The organism is Leptolyngbya sp. DQ-M1 (assembly GCF_039962505.1).
Lineage (GTDB): Bacteria > Cyanobacteriota > Cyanobacteriia > Leptolyngbyales > Leptolyngbyaceae > Leptolyngbya.
This window is the reverse complement of record NZ_JAMPLJ010000004.1, coordinates 219,879-239,000: the sequence shown is the minus strand read 5'-3', so window position 1 is coordinate 239,000 and position 19,122 is coordinate 219,879. Positions and strand designations below refer to the sequence as shown.

At 46.3% G+C, this 19,122-nt stretch carries 16 protein-coding genes; 14 read left to right on the top strand and 2 right to left on the bottom strand.

The genetic code is table 11. From position 1 onward, the window contains the following. Window positions 1-101: 101 nt before the first annotated feature. Genes NC981_RS14435 through NC981_RS14425 form a run of 3 tightly spaced genes read left to right on the top strand, consistent with a single transcriptional unit; the run spans window position 102 to window position 3,023 of the window. Window positions 102-1,142, top strand: a complete 1,041-nt coding sequence (locus NC981_RS14435; protein WP_348243598.1) for a nitrilase-related carbon-nitrogen hydrolase — start codon at window positions 102-104, stop codon at window positions 1,140-1,142. After that, window positions 1,143-2,552, top strand: coding sequence for an aldehyde dehydrogenase family protein (locus NC981_RS14430; protein WP_348243597.1), 1,410 nt, complete (start codon window positions 1,143-1,145; stop codon window positions 2,550-2,552). It begins immediately after the preceding gene. Between the two features lie 9 nt (window positions 2,553-2,561). Beyond that, window positions 2,562-3,023: a DUF3598 family protein gene (locus NC981_RS14425; protein WP_348243596.1), complete on the top strand. Its 462-nt coding sequence runs from the start codon at window positions 2,562-2,564 to the stop codon at window positions 3,021-3,023. On the opposite strand, the gene NC981_RS14420 is transcribed toward NC981_RS14425, so the two are convergent. Continuing rightward, the gene (locus NC981_RS14420; RefSeq protein ID WP_348243595.1) at window positions 3,011-3,925 is read right to left on the bottom strand and encodes a DUF4437 domain-containing protein; all 915 of its coding nucleotides are present in this window, start codon (window positions 3,923-3,925) and stop codon (window positions 3,011-3,013) included. The two genes, NC981_RS14425 and NC981_RS14420, sit on opposite strands and share 13 nt — an antisense overlap. 324 nt (window positions 3,926-4,249) lie before the next feature. On the opposite strand from NC981_RS14420, the gene NC981_RS14415 reads away from it, so the two are divergent. The 3 genes from NC981_RS14415 (at window position 4,250) to NC981_RS14405 (ending at window position 7,140) form a co-directional block, all read left to right on the top strand. Continuing rightward, window positions 4,250-5,263, top strand: coding sequence for a zinc-binding dehydrogenase (locus NC981_RS14415; RefSeq protein ID WP_348243594.1), 1,014 nt, complete (start codon window positions 4,250-4,252; stop codon window positions 5,261-5,263). After that, window positions 5,260-5,655, top strand: a complete 396-nt coding sequence (locus tag NC981_RS14410) for a nuclear transport factor 2 family protein (protein WP_190377652.1) — start codon at window positions 5,260-5,262, stop codon at window positions 5,653-5,655. The genes NC981_RS14415 and NC981_RS14410 overlap by 4 nt, the downstream gene beginning before the upstream one ends. Before the next feature lie 207 nt (window positions 5,656-5,862). Beyond that, entirely contained in the window at window positions 5,863-7,140 is a 1,278-nt protein-coding gene (locus NC981_RS14405) for a glycosyltransferase family 87 protein (protein WP_348243943.1), read from the top strand. Window positions 7,141-7,200: 60 nt separating this feature from the next. Here NC981_RS14405 and NC981_RS14400 read toward each other — a convergent pair whose 3' ends face one another. Then, the gene (locus NC981_RS14400; RefSeq protein ID WP_348243593.1) at window positions 7,201-8,004 is read right to left on the bottom strand and encodes an aspartyl/asparaginyl beta-hydroxylase domain-containing protein; all 804 of its coding nucleotides are present in this window, start codon (window positions 8,002-8,004) and stop codon (window positions 7,201-7,203) included. 91 nt (window positions 8,005-8,095) lie between these two features. Between NC981_RS14400 and NC981_RS14395 the strand changes: the two genes are divergently transcribed. The 8 genes from NC981_RS14395 (at window position 8,096) to NC981_RS14360 (ending at window position 19,064) form a co-directional block, all read left to right on the top strand. Then, window positions 8,096-9,571, top strand: a complete 1,476-nt coding sequence (locus NC981_RS14395; RefSeq protein WP_348243592.1) for an amidohydrolase family protein — start codon at window positions 8,096-8,098, stop codon at window positions 9,569-9,571. 150 nt (window positions 9,572-9,721) lie between these two features. After that, window positions 9,722-10,213: a chemotaxis protein CheW gene (locus NC981_RS14390; RefSeq protein WP_348243591.1), complete on the top strand. Its 492-nt coding sequence runs from the start codon at window positions 9,722-9,724 to the stop codon at window positions 10,211-10,213. Then, window positions 10,210-11,373: a CheR family methyltransferase gene (locus NC981_RS14385; protein WP_348243590.1), complete on the top strand. Its 1,164-nt coding sequence runs from the start codon at window positions 10,210-10,212 to the stop codon at window positions 11,371-11,373. Before NC981_RS14390 ends, NC981_RS14385 begins: the two co-directional genes overlap by 4 nt. A 25-nt stretch (window positions 11,374-11,398) precedes the next feature. Then, window positions 11,399-12,931: a methyl-accepting chemotaxis protein gene (locus tag NC981_RS14380; protein ID WP_348243589.1), complete on the top strand. Its 1,533-nt coding sequence runs from the start codon at window positions 11,399-11,401 to the stop codon at window positions 12,929-12,931. Window positions 12,932-12,952: 21 nt separating this feature from the next. Further along, complete coding sequence (locus tag NC981_RS14375) at window positions 12,953-13,678, top strand: chemotaxis protein CheW (RefSeq protein ID WP_190377646.1); 726 nt, start codon at window positions 12,953-12,955, stop codon at window positions 13,676-13,678. A gap of 3 nt (window positions 13,679-13,681) precedes the next feature. Next, on the top strand, window positions 13,682-16,561 hold the full coding sequence (locus NC981_RS14370; RefSeq protein ID WP_348243588.1) for a response regulator: 2,880 nt from the start codon (window positions 13,682-13,684) through the stop codon (window positions 16,559-16,561). Window positions 16,562-16,563: 2 nt separating this feature from the next. Next, complete coding sequence (gene cheB / locus NC981_RS14365) at window positions 16,564-17,544, top strand: chemotaxis-specific protein-glutamate methyltransferase CheB (protein WP_348243587.1); 981 nt, start codon at window positions 16,564-16,566, stop codon at window positions 17,542-17,544. 2 nt (window positions 17,545-17,546) lie between these two features. After that, window positions 17,547-19,064: an adenylate/guanylate cyclase domain-containing protein gene (locus NC981_RS14360; protein WP_348243586.1), complete on the top strand. Its 1,518-nt coding sequence runs from the start codon at window positions 17,547-17,549 to the stop codon at window positions 19,062-19,064. The last annotated feature ends 58 nt before the right edge of the window (window positions 19,065-19,122 follow it).

Here is a 19,122-nt window from a genome sequence, read left to right as displayed (position 1 = left end):
TAAGACGATCGTGTAAGGTTCTTGCTTTCATCGCCTTCAATAAGAATGAGTCCCACACATCATTCTAGAGTCAAAGAATAACCGACATCGCTTAAATTAACATGAAACTGATGGAAAACGGGCTGGCTTACAAGGCATTAGCACTTCAAGTCACCTGTCACGCGATCAATCAAAGCCGCGATCGCGCAGAAGCGCGATTAAAAATGCAGCAAGCCCTCGATCGTTTAGATCAGCAGATTGCTGTGAGCCTAGCTTTTATTGGGTCTGATTGTCGTTTAATCGTATTACCAGAGTATTTTCTCACAGGCTTTCCGATGGGCGAATCTCTAGAAGATTGGGCAGACAAAGCTTGTTTAGAAATATCAGGCGCAGAGTATGAAGCATTGGGAAAGATTGCTCAAAAACATCGCATCTTCCTAGCAGGCAATGCTTACGAACTTGATCCACATTTTCCGGGCTTGTATTTTCAAACTTGTTTCGTCTTAGATCCAAGTGGATCTGTCGTTCTACGGTATCGTCGGTTGAACTCGCTGTTTGCGCCAACGCCTCATGATGTTTGGGATCAGTATCTTGAACATTACGGGCTAGAGGGTGTGTTTCCGGTTGCGAAAACTGAGATTGGTAATCTTGCCGCTGTTGCATCGGATGAGATTCTATTTCCAGAAGTCGCACGCTGTTTAGCAATGCGGGGAGCAGAAATCTTAATTCATCCCACTTCAGAAATTTATGGACAAGCACGATCGCCCAAAGAAGCTGCAAAAGTTAGCCGGGCAGTTGAAAATATGATGTATGTGATTTCGTCGAACACCGCCGGAATCGCGGATAGTTCAATTCCGATCGCATCAGTCGATGGGGGTTCAAAGATTGTGGATTATCGAGGATTAGTGTTAGCTGAAACCGGAGCAGGGGAAAGTATGGCAGCGTTTGCCGAAGTTGATTTAGCGGCACTCCGTCGCTATCGTCGGCAGCCCGGACTAGGAAATATGCTTGCACGCCAGCGATTTGATGCGTATGTGGATAGCTATCATAATTCCGAGTTTTACCCCCGCAATACCATGCTAAACGGTGAAATCGAGCGAAAACACTTTATCCAAACTCAATTAGCCACGATCGAGCGCTTGGCTCAACGAGGAGTGATTTAAATGCCTCAGATTCCTGTTCGCAATCCTCGCACTGGCAAAGTCGATGCCTGGATTATGCCTCCTATTTCAGCAGACCTTTCTCAACAGTGCGATCGCCTGCGTTTGGCTCAACCTGCTTGGCAATCCGCTGGGTTAGGGCAGCGAATTGCAGCCTTGCAGCAGTGGAAACATGCGATTCAACAGCATTCCGAGCCATTAATTCAGGCATTAGTCGCAGATACAGGACGATTGGACATTTCGGCATTAGAAGTTGATTCGGTGCTGTCGAGTCTCGATCGCTGGTGTCAACTCGCTCCAGAACTATTACAGGAAATCGAGAAGCCTACAGCAATTCCATTTATTCACCTACAGCAGGATTCTGTTCCCTATCCGCTTGTGGGTGTGATCAGTCCGTGGAATTTCCCATTGTTGTTATCTCTGATTGATACGATTCCAGCCTTATTAGCGGGTTGTGCTGTGATTGTCAAACCCAGTGAGATTGCGCCTCGTTTCATCAACCCATTACTCGATACCGTCAATGAAGTTCCTGAACTACGAGACATCTTGACTTTTGTTGAGGGGGATGGAGACACAGGAGCCGCCTTAATCGAGCAAGTTGACTTAATCTGCTTTACAGGCAGTATAAAAACTGGGCGACAGGTGGGAGAAGCTGCCGCAAAACGATTCATTCCAGCATTTTTAGAGCTTGGAGGAAAAGATCCAGCGATCATTCTAAAGTCCGCAGATCTCGACCTTGCAACTTCCGCAATTCTATGGGGTTCAGTGGTGAATACCGGACAATCTTGTTTGTCGATTGAGCGAATTTATGTCGATCAAGCCATTGTTCAACCCTTCACCGAGCAACTGATTGCCAAAGCAACACAACTTAAATTAGCTTATCCAACCCTTAATGATGGTGAAATTGGCCCGATTATTGCCGAACGACAAGCAGCAATCATTGCAGATCACCTACAAGATGCGATCAACAAGGGCGCGATCGTGCAGTGTGGTGGAAAGATTGAGACTTTAGACGGTGGTTTATGGTGCTACCCCACAGTTTTAACTGGGGTAAACCACACCATGAAAATCATGACCGAAGAAACATTTGCGCCGATTATGCCCATTATGCCTTTTGCAACGGTTGAAGAAGCGATCGAGCTTGCAAATGACACAATTTATGGTTTAGGTGCAGCCGTATTCGCAGGCTCAACCTCAGAAGCATTGGAAGTTGGCGATCGTATTCAAGCAGGCGCAATCAGTATTAATGATGCAGCCCTCACAGCTTTGATTCACGAAGGAGAAAAGAATGCGTTTCACTACTCTGGAATAGGAGGCTCACGCATGGGAGCCGCAGCCCTAAAACGTTTTATGCGAAAGAAAGCGTATTTGATTAAAACAAAGCCTGTGTTTAATCCTTGGTGGTATGTATAGGAGGTCATCATGTTAGATATTCGGACTGAAATGCCGGTTCTTGCTCGACACGAAGGCGACTGGATTGGAACTTATACCTTGATCGACTGTAACGGAACCATTCTCGATCGGCATCAATCTCATCTCACCTGTGAATTTCCCCAAGATGACCTGTCATCCTACTATCAAATCAATCGCTACACCTGGGACAACGGCAAGCAAGAAGAACATCGCTTTCCCGGAGCCTACTGCGATAAAAAGCTGTGGTTTGATACAGAGCGTATTAAAGGTCATGCTTGGGAAGTTGATGATTCCACGGTAATTCTTTGGTTCAGTTACAAATCAATTCCAGACTTTTACCTTTATGAAATGATCCAAATTAGTCCTTGTAACAACTATCGCGCTCGCACTTGGCATTGGTTCAAAAATAACCAAATCTATCAACGCACGCTCATTCAAGAAGAGCGACAACGCCCAAGTCAGCCTGAATGACCATAGGACAAAACCGTTCCAGCTTGGGATAAATCTCTATCGACCCGGACAAAGAATAAACCACCATCTTCTGAGATATGTCTGGGAAGTGTGCTAAAGCTGGGGCTATAGCAAAAGTGATTTTTGGCGAATCTGTAGTCGCCGATATCGCACCATCCCGCCAAGCCATATGCCTCTTCGTTATAGGACTGAATCATCATCTGCTTGCCGTCATAATGTGGCAAAAGGGCGAGTAACCACACTCCACCTCCATTCGCTGCTTTTCTCAGCCACTTCTTGTTTGCTGCGATAAATTGTGCTGTGTCTGTCTTTCCCCAAGGCAGCAATTTGCTATCCAATACAGGAATGTACTCACCGAGTCTAGCTTCTGGATGATTCGGCAAATCTTGATACTGGAGACGACCATTTTCCATCCATAAAACTTCCGCGCTTTCACCGTTTAGCACTTTCCAGTCTCCGACTCTCACTCCTGCTGGAATGAAAGAGTAGCAGTGCTTGCTGAGTTTCCATGCTCCCACTTGAATCGCACCGCTCAGCACAAAGATCTCCAAGTCTGCTGTGAATCTGCCTGCAGGAATTTCAAATTGGGCTGGCAGCAAAACTTTGGCTGTCGATGCGCCATGATCATTCCAGGAAAGCATTCGGCAGATCGCAGGCTGCTCTGGTATTCCCTGAATTTGCCACGCTTGTTCAGGGACACGATGACTATCAAAGAGTTGATATTGACGAGGCACATACTCTGAAGCGGGAGCTTCGCTGTTGCCGAAGGCAATCGCCGTTCGTCGTCCAGACAAATTCATCCGTCCTCGACCGTCTCCACCCCAGTCTTCTGGGATTAAAGCTGCCTCTAAAAAATCATTGGTCGCTGCTGGGAATCCAGAGGATTGATCGGCTTCGCCCATACTTTTACAGTTTTTAAGTAGACCTGAAAGCGTATCGTCATACCGAATCAATTTGTTGATGCGACAGATCCTTCGCCCCCTAAATCCCCTATACTGGGGGACTTTGAGAATCCGAAACAGATTTGGCTTGAAGTCCCCCACGAGTGGGGGATTTAGGGGCTTCCAAGATCTGTCGCACTCAAAAATCAATTTGGTATCAGATGGCTCGTCGAGCCGCCAGTCAGTCTGAGTCAGTCAATTTTTAATGCTACAGCCTGATTGCCAACCGGACTCATGATTGAATGAAATGCGTAATCAAAAGCGTCGATCGATTCAACTGTTGCCATGCCTTCTAGAACCTACAAAAAGCTTGTTGCTCAACGCTTCAGCGATGATTTCCGTTCGGCGATCGCCCTTGAAGAACTGCCGATTCCTACCCTGAATCCTGGAGAAGTTCTAATTCGCAACAAGTTCGCTGGCATCAATGCTGGATTTGATACTTTGCTTTGTAAAGGAAACGTTCCCTATGTGAATCTTACGCCACCCTTTGATCTAGGTGTCGAAGCCGTGGGCGAAGTGGTCGCGATCGCTCAGGATGTTCATACCCTGAAAGTTGGAGATGCTGTTGCAACCACAGTCCGAGGGGGAGGCTATCGGGAGTATCAAGCGATCGCGGCAAATCTAGCTGTGAAAATTCGTGCGGCTACGCCTGAAGTTTTAACCCTAATGCCGACCGGAGTTTCAGCCCTAGTCGCACTTGAGCAAGTGGGAGAAATGACGAGCGGAGAAGTTGTTTTAGTCACGGCAGCAGCAGGCGGAGTCGGACATATTGCGGTACAACTCGCCAAGTTAGCTGGAAATCATGTGATTGGGATTTGCGGCTCTGAGGCGAAGGTGAAGTTGTTAAAGAGTTTGGGCTGCGATCGCATTATTAACTACCGAACCGAAACACTCGATACAGTTCTTCAACAAGAATATCCCAATGGAATCAATTTAGTTTTTGATTGTATTGGTAAGCAGGTCTTTGATACTTGCGTGAATCATTTAGCCATACGAGGGCGATTAGTAGTGGTGGGTTTTATTTCCGAGTATATGAGTAATTTAGAATCTGTTACTCAACCTCGAATTTATCAGAAGTTGTTTTGGAAATCGGCTTCGGTGCGTGGTTTTTTGATGCCGCATTTCGCCGAATTTGCAGAGGAAGCCCGCGATCGCTTACTCGATTTGTTTTACGCAAATAAGCTCAAGGTTGCAGTTGACTCTACCCTTTTTAATGGCATTGAGTCGATTCCAGATGCCGTAGAATACCTATTGAGTGGTCAAAATTGCGGTAAGGTCGTCGTGAGGTTCCAAAAATGACTATAGAATCAGTCAATACATTAGCCGTTGCTCGACAAGCCTTTGCGCATTTTGAACATGGACTTGCAACGGGGGAGTGGCAAGCCTTCTTCGATATGCTCACCGATGATTTTTCATTCTGGTTTCCGTTGGGCAAATTTCATGGATTAAATGTTGGAAAAGCAAGAGCGATCGAGTTTTTCAACTATGTTTCCGAAGTGTATGAAACGGGGTTGAAATTGACGCTCGATCGCGTCACCAGTAACGAAACGACCGTTGTATTTGAATTTCGCGACGAGGGATTGATGTGGGGAAATCCTTACAAAAATCGCGTCGCAGTCTCTTTTGATGTCCGGGGTAATCAAATCTGCGGCTATCGAGAATATTTAGGCAGCGACGGCAAATCTAACTGATATAACGATTTACATATGCTTCATTTTTTGATTAGTGTCTAGCTTTCCTACTCTAGATAGATGTGTTTAGCGGGTTAAATTCTTCATTCTGCTATTGGCAAAAGGCTTGCACAAAAAGTATTCAAAGACGTATGAGTGACAATTAAACTTTGATAGACAGAAAGGCAGTGTTATGCAGAAGTAATCGCTTTTTAGGATACCTGAGTGATGAGAATAAAATTGGCAAGACCGACTTCTAACACACTGCGAATCGAACTCATTTTTGTATCGCTGTTATTCATTGCATTTCTATTTCTAGTGCGTAAGTATCAGCAATACGATATCAGCATTTATTACGACTATTCGCTCAACTTGTTAAAAGGACAATTTCCTTATACTGATTTCAATTTTGAATATCCTCCTTTGGCGCTGTTATCGATCGCTCTTCCCCAATTGCCTAGCATTGTGCAACCGCTGAATTTTACAGCGTATGCAATTCTTCTATTTATTCAAAATGCTTTTTTTAGCCACTTGATTGCAGTCGTACTTTCGCGAATTATTGCGGCTTGGCAGACTAAAAAAGCCGCGATTAGAACGATCTCTTTCTACGCAGCACTGATTGTGCCTAACCTTATCGTTGTGTTTTGTCGATATGATATCTTCGCAGCGCTTTTAACTGTGATTGCATTTTGGGCTGTCCTAAAACAGCGCCCAACTCAGGCGGGAATTTGGTTAGGATTGGGAATTGCTGCAAAACTTTATCCAGTCGCTCTAATTCCTATCTTTTCGATCTACTACTTCACAAAGCGGCAATATCAGGCTGGCGCAAAATTTTTACTTGGAAACATTCTCACCGTTGCTGTGATTTTTTTACCTTTTGCATTAGCTGCACAAGAAAAGTTCTTCAGCTTTCTGACTTATCACCGACAACGAGGACTACACATCGAGACCTTACCGGGTGGAATTCTGCTACTGTTGAGCAAGTTCGGCTTCATTGATGCTTCCTTTGAGCTAAACTATGGAGCCTTTCATTTCACATCAGAGATTGCGACTCCAATCCTCAAAGTTCTACCCATACTCACTTGGAGCTTATTAGGAATTACGCTGTTTTATTGCGTAAAAGGATTTCGGCAGGAATACGCAGCAAGTGGAGAAATCACCTACAGAACTCTAGCAACTTACATCACAATCACGCTGCTTGTGTTTATGATTACTGCTAAAGTTTTCTCACCCCAATATCTCGTTTGGGTGTTACCCTTTCTACCGCTCTTGCGATTAAATCGAATTACGATCGCCTTTATTATCGCAATCTCTGTGACAACTTTTCTGGTGTATCCAGTGTTATATGGTAGATTGCTTAATTTGAGAATCATTGCGCTTTTTGTTCTCAATATTCGTAATGTTCTAATCGCTGCATTCGCAGCCTACTTGCTAGTCGAGCAGAGCCGCAATTTGTCTAGAGAAGCAAAGAAAACGAGCGTAGAGAAAGCCTTTACTGCTCAGTAGCAGACCGCAATTCCCTACGCAAATTTCTATTACTCATTTAGCTTGAATTAATCTGCTAATTCAGGCGCTTCCGAGCGCTCTATCCCATTCTAACTGGTGGCTCAAACCATACTTAATAAAGTCTTCTGGGGTCGCTTTATCATTCTTACCAAAAACGCCCAAACTGTAGGGATTCTCTTCCATACGCTGTTTGACTAATTCCCGTTCAAACTGAATCACTTCTGATTTAGGCTGATCCGTTTTGAAGAAATCAACTACTAGGACTGTTCTTTCGTCATCCGTGTAATTATGTGGACAGTGCGGATAGCTGTGGTCTAGAACCATGAATTTGCCTTCGTGCCAGTAAAGTTTGTCATGGCAAATTTTCATCGCGATATCGCCTTCTGGCACAATCAATCCCAGATAGCCGCGATTCATGTGAGGGTTATAGTTCACATGAAGCTTGACATCTAGCCCCGGAAGAAACGTTCCGAAATATACGTTTCTCAGGATGCCATCATAAGCTGAATTTGTTGCAACGATCGCTTCTGTCAATGTTGGGAAATATTGCTCTTTTAACTCAAATACTTTTTCTGACACATCTTGTAACTCATACTGGGGATATTTGATTCGATGTGCCTGAATGTATTGTTCAATAAACATTCCTTGAAATAACACACCAAAGGCACTATATTTCGATTTACCTTTGGTCTTGATCGTTTGGCTTTTAGGCCCCATGACATCAAGAGCAAGCTGCATTTCCGCTGGGGAAGCATTTTGCTTAAATGCGATAAATTCATCGCGAATCGCTTGCCACTGCTCCTGAAGCATATTCAGAAAAGTAAACTCCTTGGGATCTAAATGATACTCGTTAAATTGCTCCATTGTTCTTTCTCCTAGCTTAGAAGCAAACTCGTCACGATTTCATTCTAAGAGTTATGAAGAAATTGTTCTTATTGATTTTGTAGGAGGCGCTGTGTCTGAACCTTGCATTCTGGATAAACTGATCAAAAACGTGCGTGTCGTTCGTCCACATCAATCTAGTGTAGAGCACTTAGATCTAGGCATTAAGGATGGTAAGTTTGCCCAGATCGCGTCACAGATCAGCCCAGAACAGGCAACAGAGGTCATCGATGCTCAGAATCTACTCGCTTTTCCTGGATTGATAGATGCTCATATGCACATTGGCATCTATCAATCCTTAGAACAAGATGCGATCGCAGAAAGCAAAGCCGCCGCAATGGGAGGCGTAACTACCAGCCTCAACTACATTCGGACTGGACAATACTATCTCAATAAAGGTGGCTCTTATCAGCAATTTTTCCCAGAGGTGCTATCCCGATCGGAAGGTAACTTTTTCGTCGATTATAGCTATCACATTGCACCGATTAGCGCTCAGCACATTGATGAAATGCAATGGTTGTTTGAGCAATATGGGGTCGCTTCGTTCAAAATTTTTATGTTTTATGGCGGTTATGGTCTGCATGGTCTATCCGATCAGCAGAATCTATTTTTGATGATTAACAAAGAAGAACGCTATGACTTTGCTCACTTTGAATTCATCATGCGGGGTTTAGCTCAACTACGAGAGCGCTATCCGGCTGATTCAATCAGCCTTAGTCTACATTGCGAAATTGCTGAGATTCTCAATGCTTATACCAAAATCGTTCAGCAGGACTCAAGCCTGACTGGACTCAGTGCTTACAGTGCTGCCCGTCCTCCCCACTCTGAAGGGCTTGCTATTTGCATTGCCTCCTATCTCGCTCATGAAACAAACTGTATTAACATCAATCTGCTGCATCTAAGTTCTCGTAAAGCGGTTGAAGCAGCGCTAATGATGCAGTCTACATTTCCGCATATCAACTTTAAGCGAGAAGTCACAATCGGGCATTTGCTTCTTGATGTCGAAGCTCCCACCGGGAAATGGGCGAAAGTCAATCCACCGATTCGATCGCGCGCTGATGTCGAGTTTCTGTGGACTGCGGTGCTACAAAATCAGATTGATTGGATTGTTAGCGACCACGCTTGCTGCTCTGCCGAAAAGAAAGCCAGTCTCCAAGACCCAGACAACATCTGGCTAGCAAAATCGGGCTTTGGGGGCACGGAATATCTCCTCTCAGGCGTTCTGAGCGAAGGCAGTAAGCGGGGAATGTCCTACGACCACATGGCGCGATTGCTCTGCTGGAATCCTGCACAACGGTTTGGACTCTGGCAAAAAGGGGACATCGCGATCGGATATGATGCTGACCTTGTGTTAGTTGATCCGAATGAACGCTTTGTAGTTCGAGCTGCTGAATCATTCTCTAAGCAGGGCTATACACCGTTTGAGGGGATGGAACTGACCGGACGGGTCAAGCAGACGATGCTGCGCGGTAATCTCATTTACGATCGAGGACAAATTCTAGGCTCACCGCAAGGACGTTATTTAAAGCGATCGCAGTCGAGCCGTTAACTTCCGATCAGCCGCGATTCCATATCATCCGTAGAATCTCGGTAAAAGTATTGGGGCTGAATCCGAATTCCTACTGGGTTTTCCGAGAATTCACCTAGAATACAGCCGGAATTGTATGTTTTTTATGAATTCAGCCTGGGAATACTGAGGGTGTCAAACCTCAAAGACATTCCGATGCTGCTGTTATTGTTTTGCGTTGGTAAAGATCCTTACGCGATCGAAAGTTCTCATATCGTGGAGGTGATTCCGAGCGTACCGCTGCGAAAACTGCACTACGTTCCTAAATACGTCGCAGGATTGCTGAACTATCGCGGCACGATCGTTCCCGTGGTTGATCTGTGCGAATTGATTCAGGGAACACCGAGTCGCTTCCAGTTGAGTAGCCGCATCATCATGGTGAAGTCTGCGGAAGCATCTACGGTTTCTTATCTAGGATTATTAGCAGAACAAGTGATTCAAACCCTGGATAAACCCAAAACAAAATTTGTTGCGTCTAACGCCGTTCATATGAATGCCGCTCCCTATTTAGGAGGAATGATCCTAGACGATTGCGGCATGATTCAGCAGATTCATCTTGATCGATTGTTTGCGGATGTACAGCAGATTTATCTAGCAGCGTCAGGGGAGTCGCAACTGAAATGAGCTTCGCCGCGATCGCAGCCTTACTCAATCAAACGATCGGGATCGATGTCGAGGGAATTGGAACCCGCAACCTCAAGCGAGTCATTGCAGCCCACTGCGATCCTGAGGATATTCCTGCTTACTTCAGGACGCTACAGTCCTCTCCACAAGCCCTAGAGACGCTGATCGAGCAGATTGTTATACCAGAAACTTATTTTTTTCGCGATCAAAAGCCGTTTGAGTTTCTGATCGAGCAAGCACGATCGCGGGAATCACTGCGAATTTTGAGCGCTCCCTGTTCAACAGGCGAAGAACCGTATTCGATCTCGATTTCGCTGCTCGAAGCAGGTTTATCCGTTGATCGCTTTAATATTGATGCGATCGACATTAGTAAGACAGCGATCGCCAAAGCCAAGCGGGGCATTTACGGCAAAAACTCGTTTCGAGGTGAAGCTTGGATCGATCGCGACCGCTATTTTCAACCGGCTCAAGACGGGCATGAAGTTAAATCATTCGTTCGCAGAGCAATCAATTTTTATCAGGGAAATATTTTAACTGCATTCCCAGCAGCCCAAGTGACCTACGACATGATTTTTTGTCGCAATTTGCTGATTTATCTCAGTCGTGCTGCTTGTGAGCAAGTCTTTAACACATTAGAACAATTGTTATCACCCAACGGATTACTATTCGTCGGTGCATCTGAAGCCGCCAAGGTTCCGGGCGATCGCTTTACTTCAGTCCGTCAACCGTTTACCTTTGCGTTTCAAAAAACTGCTCCAGTCAAGCAGCAGAGCGATCGTGAGCATCGCGACATACCAGAGCGACCAATGATGACGAAGCCTAGCGTCACACCCTCAAAACCAATCCAGCAGCCCACTGGTTTAACAGATTTAGAACTAGCGCGACAATTTGCCAATGCTGGAAAAATTGATGCCGCGATCGCCCATTGCAATGCTCATCTACAGCACGATCTCACCAATGCTGAAGTTTATACACTTCTGGGAACCTTGCATCAAGTCAAAGCCGAAATTACTCACGCCGAACGCTACTTCCAAAAAGCACTGTATCTCAACCCAAATCATTATCAGGCCTTAGTTTCTCTTGCCTTGATCAAAGAAGGGCGCGGCGACCTCAGCGGCGCAAAACTCCTTCAGCAGCGGATTCAGAAGCTCAGCCCCTAACTCCTTGAACCACAACCGAGCAACAATGATGAATTATCTATTAAAAGACAAGTCTCTCAAAGGTCGGATCATGAGCGCCTTTATTTTCATGGGCGTGTTAGTGCTAATTGTGTCTTTCGTGGGTCTAGTCAGCACAATTCGCCTGAGCAGTGGAATCAACACGCTGAGCAGTAACAGCCTGCCGAGCTTAATTGGACTCTGGAAAGTCAATGAAGGACAAACACAGATCGAATCCTCAGAACGGGCATTGTTAATTCCGGGACTGACTCCGCAGGAGCGTCAGACAGAGTTCGATCGCATTAAAAAAGCATGGGCACAGATTGATGAGGGCTTCAAGCAGTACGAGACTACACCACGTACTGAGGAAGAAGACCGCAACTATAAGAAGCTATTGGAAAACTGGAACCGCTGGAAGACTGACCACGAAGAATTGATTAAGCTCAGCCAAAATCTAGACAACAGGTTTACTCCCACTGATCCGAATGCTCAAAGACCCGATGTGTTGAACCAACTGCGCGATCGTGCTAGAGCAAATCGCGTTTCGTTTGAAGCAGCAACGACCTCGCTACTCGAATCTCTCAAAATCAACGAGGAGGTCGCAAAACAAGCTGAAAAAATCGCTGATCAAGATGTCAATCAAGCAAGATCTTGGACTATACTCGCGATGATTTTGGGGCCTACAAGTGCTATCTTGCTCGGACGCTATCTTGGTAACGCTTTGATCCGACGCTTGCAGCAATCCGTGGTGCAAATTACCACCTCTGCAACGCAAATTGCGGCATCTGGCAAAGAACTCGAAGCAACAGTAGCCGAACAGCTTGCCTCTACTAATGAAGTCACCGCGACAGCCCAAACGATCGCATCGACCTCCCGAAAATTGGTTAAAACAATGGAGCAAGTTGCAGGAATGGCGCAAACCACTGCAACTTCTGCAAATGACAGCCAGGACGAACTGGTAGAAATGGCCAACGTAATGCGTCAATTAACTGATGCAACAGCAGCAATTTCATCCAAGCTGGGTGTAATGAATGCAAAGGCGAACAACATTAACAATGTCGTGGTCACGATTACCAAAGTTGCGGATCAAACCAGTTTGCTGTCGCTCAATGCAGCGATCGAAGCCGAAAAAGCAGGAGAATATGGAGCAGGATTTGCAGTCGTAGCGCGTGAGATTCGTCGCCTTGCGAATCAAACCGCCGTTGCCACGCTTGAAATCGAGCAGATTGTTAAAGATATGCAGTCCGCGGTTTCGGTGGGAGTGATGGAAATGGATAAGTTCAATCGATCCGTAGGTGACAGCGCCGATCGGGTGAGCAAAATCGGAGATCAAGTCGCGAAAGTCATTCAGCAAGTGCAAAGTTTGCCGCCGCGATTCGAGCAGGTTAGCCAAAGTGTGGAAACTCAGTCAGAAAGCGCGTATCAAATCAGCGAAGCGATGGAACAACTCAGTCAAGCATCGCACCAAACTGTCGATGCTCTGCGAGAAACAAACAGCGCCTTAGATCAGTTAGATGATGCAGCGCAAAATCTCCGTCGTGAAATTGCTCGCGCCCGCTAACGTTTGAATCTGGTTGTGACGATGATACAGCAAGACTTAGTAACTTCAGGTCAGACGATCGACTCTACAGCTTTGAATGATTGCTGGAATCAGATCGGCGTAATGGGCGATCGATCTTGCGATCGCTTATCGACTGTGATGCACTGTTATGACTGTCCGGTGTATGCAGCAGCGGGAGATAGTTTGCTCCAGCGCGAACCCCAGCAGAACTATCTCGATGAGTGGATTCGCATTCTTTCTGAAGCACCGAGCGATCCAGAAGATACGGAAAGCGAAGGCGCGATCGTGTGTACAGCGGATGCAATTTCTGTGATGATCTTCCGCTTGGGCAAGGAATGGTTATCTCTGCCCGTGCGGATTTTGCAGGAAGTGACAGCGCCCTGTGTCATTCAGCCCGTTCCACACCGCAGCAATGAACTCTTTCTCGGATTAGTCAATATTCGGGGAGAAACTTTGCTGTGCGCCTCGTTAAGCTATCTTTTGAACTTACGTGCGGATGAAGATGCGGCGACAGGTTCCTCTAAGCGGATGATTCTGGCGGGTCAAGGTGATGAGAAGTGGGTGTTTCCGGTAGACGAAGTGCATGGAGTCTTTCGCTTTCATTCATCGGAGCTACAAGATGCCCCGATCGTGGTGGCAAAAGCGGCTGAAGCATATACACAAGGGATTGTGCATTGGCAAAATCAGAAAGTGAGCTATCTCGATTCTGAACTATTGTTTTACACGCTAAACCACAAGATTTTTTAATCGATGAACACTTACTCAAAGCTGGAACTGTTTTGCCGCGAAGTGGAAGTTCAGGTTGGTGTTCTCACCGAGTCGCTTTCTGTTCTGAAAACGCAGCCGTTGTCGATCGTAGAGTTGAATCGATCAAGTCAAGCAGCCCATGCAATTTTGGGAGCAGCGCGACTGATGAAATTGGAAGCGATCGTAGAGTTAGCAAATTTAATCCATCAATCCTTGCTCGCGGCTCAAAACAAAGCGGTCACGCTTTCTCCGGAGCAGGTTGAGAATTTGCTGTATGCTAGCCGTTTTCTGTTGAATATGAGCAAGGCAGCAACAGGAGATCTTGATCAATGGTTGAATGAACATTCCTGGAGTTTAGCCATCATTCAAACTGCCTTAAGAGCGACTGCTGCATTAAATCATGGTTTATCCAGCAACCACTTATCAGTAGGGCAATCAGTAGAGGCAACAGTTGATCAAGTTACTGCATCGCATCGGATTGCAGCTTCTACAAGTTCTTTACCCTCTACAAGTTCTTTACCCAGTGAGGCAACCGTTGATCAAGCTAAATCAGAACCCCCGATCGCGCTCATTGAAGCACCGAAATCGCCTGAAGCATCGCCCAGCGTAGATGCTTCGATGCTAGATTTATTTCGGTTGGAAGCAGAAGCACAGGTCGTAATTCTGAATGACGGAATCCTTGCCCTGGAAAATAATGCTCAATCTGGGCAAGCGCTAGAAACATTGATGCGAGCGGCTCATTCCCTCAAAGGGGCAGCGCGAATTGTCTTGCTTGACGCGATCGTTAACCTAGCTCACGTTATGGAAGACTGTTTTGTTGCGGCTCAACAGAACAGAATTACACTCAATCCAGATAATGTTGATGTACTGCTGCAAGCGGTTGATCTGATTCAGGGCATCAGTCAAGTTAGCAATTCAGAGCTTTCTCAATGGTTAAAGCGCAATCACTCAGCATTTGAATCGATACGATCGACGATCGCTGAAATCCTTGATCCAACTGTTCAAGCAGCCCAATCCAGCCAGAAGACCCTGATCAAGCCTGAGCGCTTAGACCGTGAACCAAACACCGAAGAAGCTCTTCACCTATTGGAAGCAAACCGCTCAAAACAATCTGCAACCGTTGAGCAATCCGAGCAAGCCATCCAAGATCGGGTAGTGCGAGTCAGCGCAGAGAACTTAAACCGCATTATGGGACTCGCAGGAGAGTCATTGATCGAAGCAAACTGGCTTCAACCTTATGCAGACTCAATGATGCTGCTGAAGCGACGACTAGGGGAACTGTCGCGCAGTCTAGAGCAGCTTCAAACTTCGCTCGATCGCGGCATCTATGACCAAGAAAGCAGAGAACGACTGCACGAAGCTCGCCAGCGCGAACAGGAATGTTTCGGCTTCTTGGGCGATCGCTTAACCGAGCTTGAACTCTATGCCCAACGCACCGCAAATCTCTCTGATCGCCTCTATCGAGAGGTCATTTCCTCAAATATGCGCCCGTTTAATGATGGAGTGCAGGGCTTTCCGCGCATGATTCGCGATCTTGCTCGGAAGCTGAATAAAAAAGTCAAGCTAGAGATTATTGGCAAATCTACCCCTGTCGATCGCGACATCCTCAAAAAGCTTGAAGCGCCCCTCACTCACATTCTCAGAAACGCCACCGACCACGGCATCGAATCCCCTGAAGAGCGCATTGCGGTTGGAAAACCCGCAGAAGGCACAATTCGCCTCGAATCGCTGCATCGAGGGGGAATGTTAGCGATTACGATCGCCGATGACGGTAAAGGAATCAATCTAGAGCAGTTGCGTCAAAAGGTGATTCAGAAGAACCTAGCAACATCAGAAATGGCAGCACAATTGAGTGATAGTGAACTTTTGGAATTTTTATTCCTGCCAGGGTTTTCTACTGCCAAACAAGTCACGGAAATTTCTGGACGGGGAGTAGGCTTAGACATTGCGAAAAGCATGGCGCAAGAAGTCGGAGGAACCGTCCGCGCCATGTCTCAAGTTGGTAAAGGAACAAGCTTTCACTTTCAGTTACCGCTGACTTTATCGGTGGTACGAACCTTGTTAGTTGAAATTTCAGGGAAACCTTATGCAATTCCCCTAGCCCGAATTGATCAAATCGTCAGAGTAGAACGATCGCAAATTAGTGATGTCGAAAACCGCGAATATTTCACCCTGAATCAACAGCACATTGGTTTGGTTGCCGCGCATCAAATTCTCGAATTGCCAGAGCTAATGTCTCAGGATGCAGCCCTTTCTGTGGTCGTGGTTAGCGATCAATCCCGTCCTTACGGGCTGGTTGTGGATAAGTTTTTGGGCGAACGTGATCTAGTGGTGCGACCCCTTGATCCCCGTTTGGGAAAAGTGCGTGACATCAGTGCAACTTCACTGCTTGCCGACGGAACTCCGATTTTGATTGTAGATGTTGCTGATATGGTGCGATCGATTGATATGCTGCTGAATTCTGGACAGCTCGCAAGAGTGAATTCTCTCGAAGCCGATGTTCCTCTTGAGAAGCATAAGAGAATTTTAGTGGTAGATGATTCAATTACGGTGCGCGAAATGGAACGTAAGCTGCTCGAAAATCGCGGCTACACCGTGGATGTTGCCGTGAATGGTGCAGAGGGCTGGAATGCCATCCGAACGAACCAGTATGACTTAGTGATCAGCGACATCGATATGCCCCAAATGAATGGAATTGAGCTGGTGAAGCACATTAAAAATCATTCTCGCTTGCATTCGTTACCTGTGATCATTGTGTCTTACCGCGATCGTCCAGAAGACCGAATTCAGGGACTCGAAGCAGGCGCAGACTACTATCTCACCAAGAGTAGTTTTCATGATGATGGGTTGATTGATGCGGTTGTCAGTTTGGTAGGTCGTTGAACATGAAAATTGCGATCGTCAATCCTTCTATGCACCAGATTGCAGCACTCAAGCAAGCGCTGGCGCAGTATCAGTTAATCTGGACAGCGCAGAGCGCTACAGAGGCAGTCGCAAAATGTCTTCAGACTCTACCTGATTTGATTCTGATCGATGCTCAGTTACCTGCTGCGACGACTGAGCAGATTCTAAAACAGGCTGCCTGTAGCGTTCTGATTACAACAACAAACCTGCGGGAACATATTTCGGCTGTTTACGCTGCGATCGAGCAAGGGGCGATCGATGTTGTGGATATCTCTGGTCTAAGTGATGATCGCGCTGGAACAACGGAGCTTCTAGCCAAAATTTCGAGAATGGGTAAGCGATTGACCTCAGCGCATCGCAGTTCATCTGCTTACAGTCGAACCGCTCACAAAGATGGATTGATGCCGCTGATTGCGATCGGCTCATCCACCGGAGGGCCAAAAGCACTCGCTACGATTCTTGCTGACCTTCCAACCAACTTTAGAGCCGCGATCGTCATTGTTCAGCATGTGGATGCTCATTTTTCGGTAGGCTTTGCAGACTGGTTAAGCCAACAAACACGCTTATCTGTGAGAATTGCAATGGCAGGCGATCGACCCGAACGCGGAACAGTGTTAGTTGCAGGCACAAACGATCACCTCTATCTAAAATCCGACCTCACGCTCGACTATACACCGTACCCGATCGAGTACGTGTATCGACCCTCTGTTGATGTGTTTTTCAAAAGTCTAGCTCAACACTGGAACCGTCAAGGAACTGCAATTCTACTCACCGGAATGGGACGCGATGGCGCACAAGGATTACAAGCACTGCGCCAGCAGAACTGGCAAACAATCGCGCAGAGTCAGGAAAGCTGCGTGGTTTATGGAATGCCGAAAGCCGCAGTCGAGCTAAACGCTGCGATCGAGGTGCTTTCCCCAACCGCAATTGCTGCAACTCTATCTACCTTAAGATTCACATAACTATGACTTCTTCACTCGATGAACAAATCACAGTGCTACTCATCGATGATCAAACGATTATTGCTGAAGCAATCAGGCGAATGTTGGCCTCAGAAGTAGACCTTGCCTTCCACTACTGTAGTGATCCGACTGAAGCGCTAGACTTTGCTGCACAATGCCATCCAACAGTGATTCTACAAGATCTAGTCATGCCGCAAATGGAGGGACTATTACTGGTTCAGTTCTTGCGATCGCGCGATGCAACAACGTGCTTTGTTCCCTTAATTGTGCTGTCGAGCAAAGAAGACCCAACGATCAAAGCGAAAGCCTTTGAATTAGGCGCGAATGACTATTTAGTAAAGCTTCCTGATGCAAGAGAGCTGATTGCTCGGATTCGCTATCATTCCAAAGCTTATCTAAATTTTCTGAAGCGACAAGAAGCAGAAGCCTTGTTTAAGGCTGAAATTCTCCGCCAAGCAGCTTACATCGAGCAAGTCGGTAAAGTGACAACTGCCGCATCCGATGTCGAACGGGATGCGTTTCAACCTGATGTTTTATCTGAGGTTGCAAAGCGCGATGATGAACTCGGACAGTTGGCGCGGGTGTTTACTCACATGGTTAAAACCGTTAAAATTCGGGAAACTCAACTGATTGAAGCGAACCATCAGCAAGAAAAATTACTAGAAGCCTACAGTCGCTTTGTGCCGAATGAGTATCTGCGCTTTTTGCGAAAGAAAAGCATTACTGAGGTGAAACTCGGCGACCATGTGAGTAAAACAATGGCAGTCATGTTTTCAGATATTCGATCGTTCACGACTCTATCTGAAAGCATGACACCAAAAGAAAATTTTGCCTTTGTAAACGCCTATCTACAGCGAGTCAGCCCGGAGATTCGCAATCATCACGGCTTGATTGTTAAATTTCTCGGTGATGGAATGATGGCTGTGTTTCCAGAGGGTGCAGATGATGCGATCTCAGCAGGGATTAATCTATTTCGAGCCGTTGAACAATTCAACCAAGACCGTCAAGGTGAACAACCCATCCAAGTTGGAATTGGCATTCATGTGGGTCATATGATGTTAGGCATGATCGGCGAAGAGAGTCGAATGCAGGGTGATGCTTTTTCCGATAATGTCAATCTGACGGCTCGTTTAGAAGGTTTAACTAAGTTCTACGGTGTATCACTATTGCTCTCACAGCAAACGTATGAGAACCTAACTGCTCCAGAGCAGTATCAACTGCGACTTCTCGATCGTGCCATTGTCAAAGGCAGAAGCGAACCCCTCTCAATTTATGAGGTTCTAGATGCGGAGCAAGAAGCAGTACGATCGCTCAAGCTTCAAACACAGCCAGACTTTGAGCAAGGCATAAAACTTTACTGTCAGGGTGATGCGATCGCGGCGAAAACATCCTTTGAGAAAGTTCTGGCGGTGAATGCTATGGATAAAACCGCACAACTTTACCTCAGCCGAGTCAATCAACTGATCGATCAAGGAATACCCAAACAGTGGAACGGAGTTTGGGCGTTTACTGAGAAATAGACCTCTACTTGAGAGGTGCGCTATTCACAATCACGCACCTCTCAAGCGATGACATTAG

Excerpts from the sequence above, each read along its gene's own strand:
- NC981_RS14385 (WP_348243590.1), top strand. The coding sequence starts at position 10,210 with ATGAGCTTCGCCGCGATCGCAGCCTTACTCAATCAAACGATCGGGATC.
- NC981_RS14370 (WP_348243588.1), top strand. The coding sequence starts at position 13,682 with ATGAACACTTACTCAAAGCTGGAACTGTTTTGCCGCGAAGTGGAAGTT.
- NC981_RS14380 (WP_348243589.1), top strand. The coding sequence starts at position 11,399 with ATGATGAATTATCTATTAAAAGACAAGTCTCTCAAAGGTCGGATCATG.
- NC981_RS14435 (WP_348243598.1), top strand. The coding sequence starts at position 102 with ATGAAACTGATGGAAAACGGGCTGGCTTACAAGGCATTAGCACTTCAA.
- NC981_RS14360 (WP_348243586.1), top strand. The coding sequence starts at position 17,547 with ATGACTTCTTCACTCGATGAACAAATCACAGTGCTACTCATCGATGAT.
- NC981_RS14425 (WP_348243596.1), top strand. The coding sequence starts at position 2,562 with ATGTTAGATATTCGGACTGAAATGCCGGTTCTTGCTCGACACGAAGGC.
- NC981_RS14430 (WP_348243597.1), top strand. The coding sequence starts at position 1,143 with ATGCCTCAGATTCCTGTTCGCAATCCTCGCACTGGCAAAGTCGATGCC.
- NC981_RS14410 (WP_190377652.1), top strand. The coding sequence starts at position 5,260 with ATGACTATAGAATCAGTCAATACATTAGCCGTTGCTCGACAAGCCTTT.
- cheB (WP_348243587.1), top strand. The coding sequence starts at position 16,564 with ATGAAAATTGCGATCGTCAATCCTTCTATGCACCAGATTGCAGCACTC.
- NC981_RS14375 (WP_190377646.1), top strand. The coding sequence starts at position 12,953 with ATGATACAGCAAGACTTAGTAACTTCAGGTCAGACGATCGACTCTACA.
- NC981_RS14400 (WP_348243593.1), bottom strand. The coding sequence starts at position 8,004 with ATGGAGCAATTTAACGAGTATCATTTAGATCCCAAGGAGTTTACTTTT.
- NC981_RS14415 (WP_348243594.1), top strand. The coding sequence starts at position 4,250 with ATGCCTTCTAGAACCTACAAAAAGCTTGTTGCTCAACGCTTCAGCGAT.
- NC981_RS14405 (WP_348243943.1), top strand. The coding sequence starts at position 5,863 with ATGAGAATAAAATTGGCAAGACCGACTTCTAACACACTGCGAATCGAA.
- NC981_RS14420 (WP_348243595.1), bottom strand. The coding sequence starts at position 3,925 with ATGGGCGAAGCCGATCAATCCTCTGGATTCCCAGCAGCGACCAATGAT.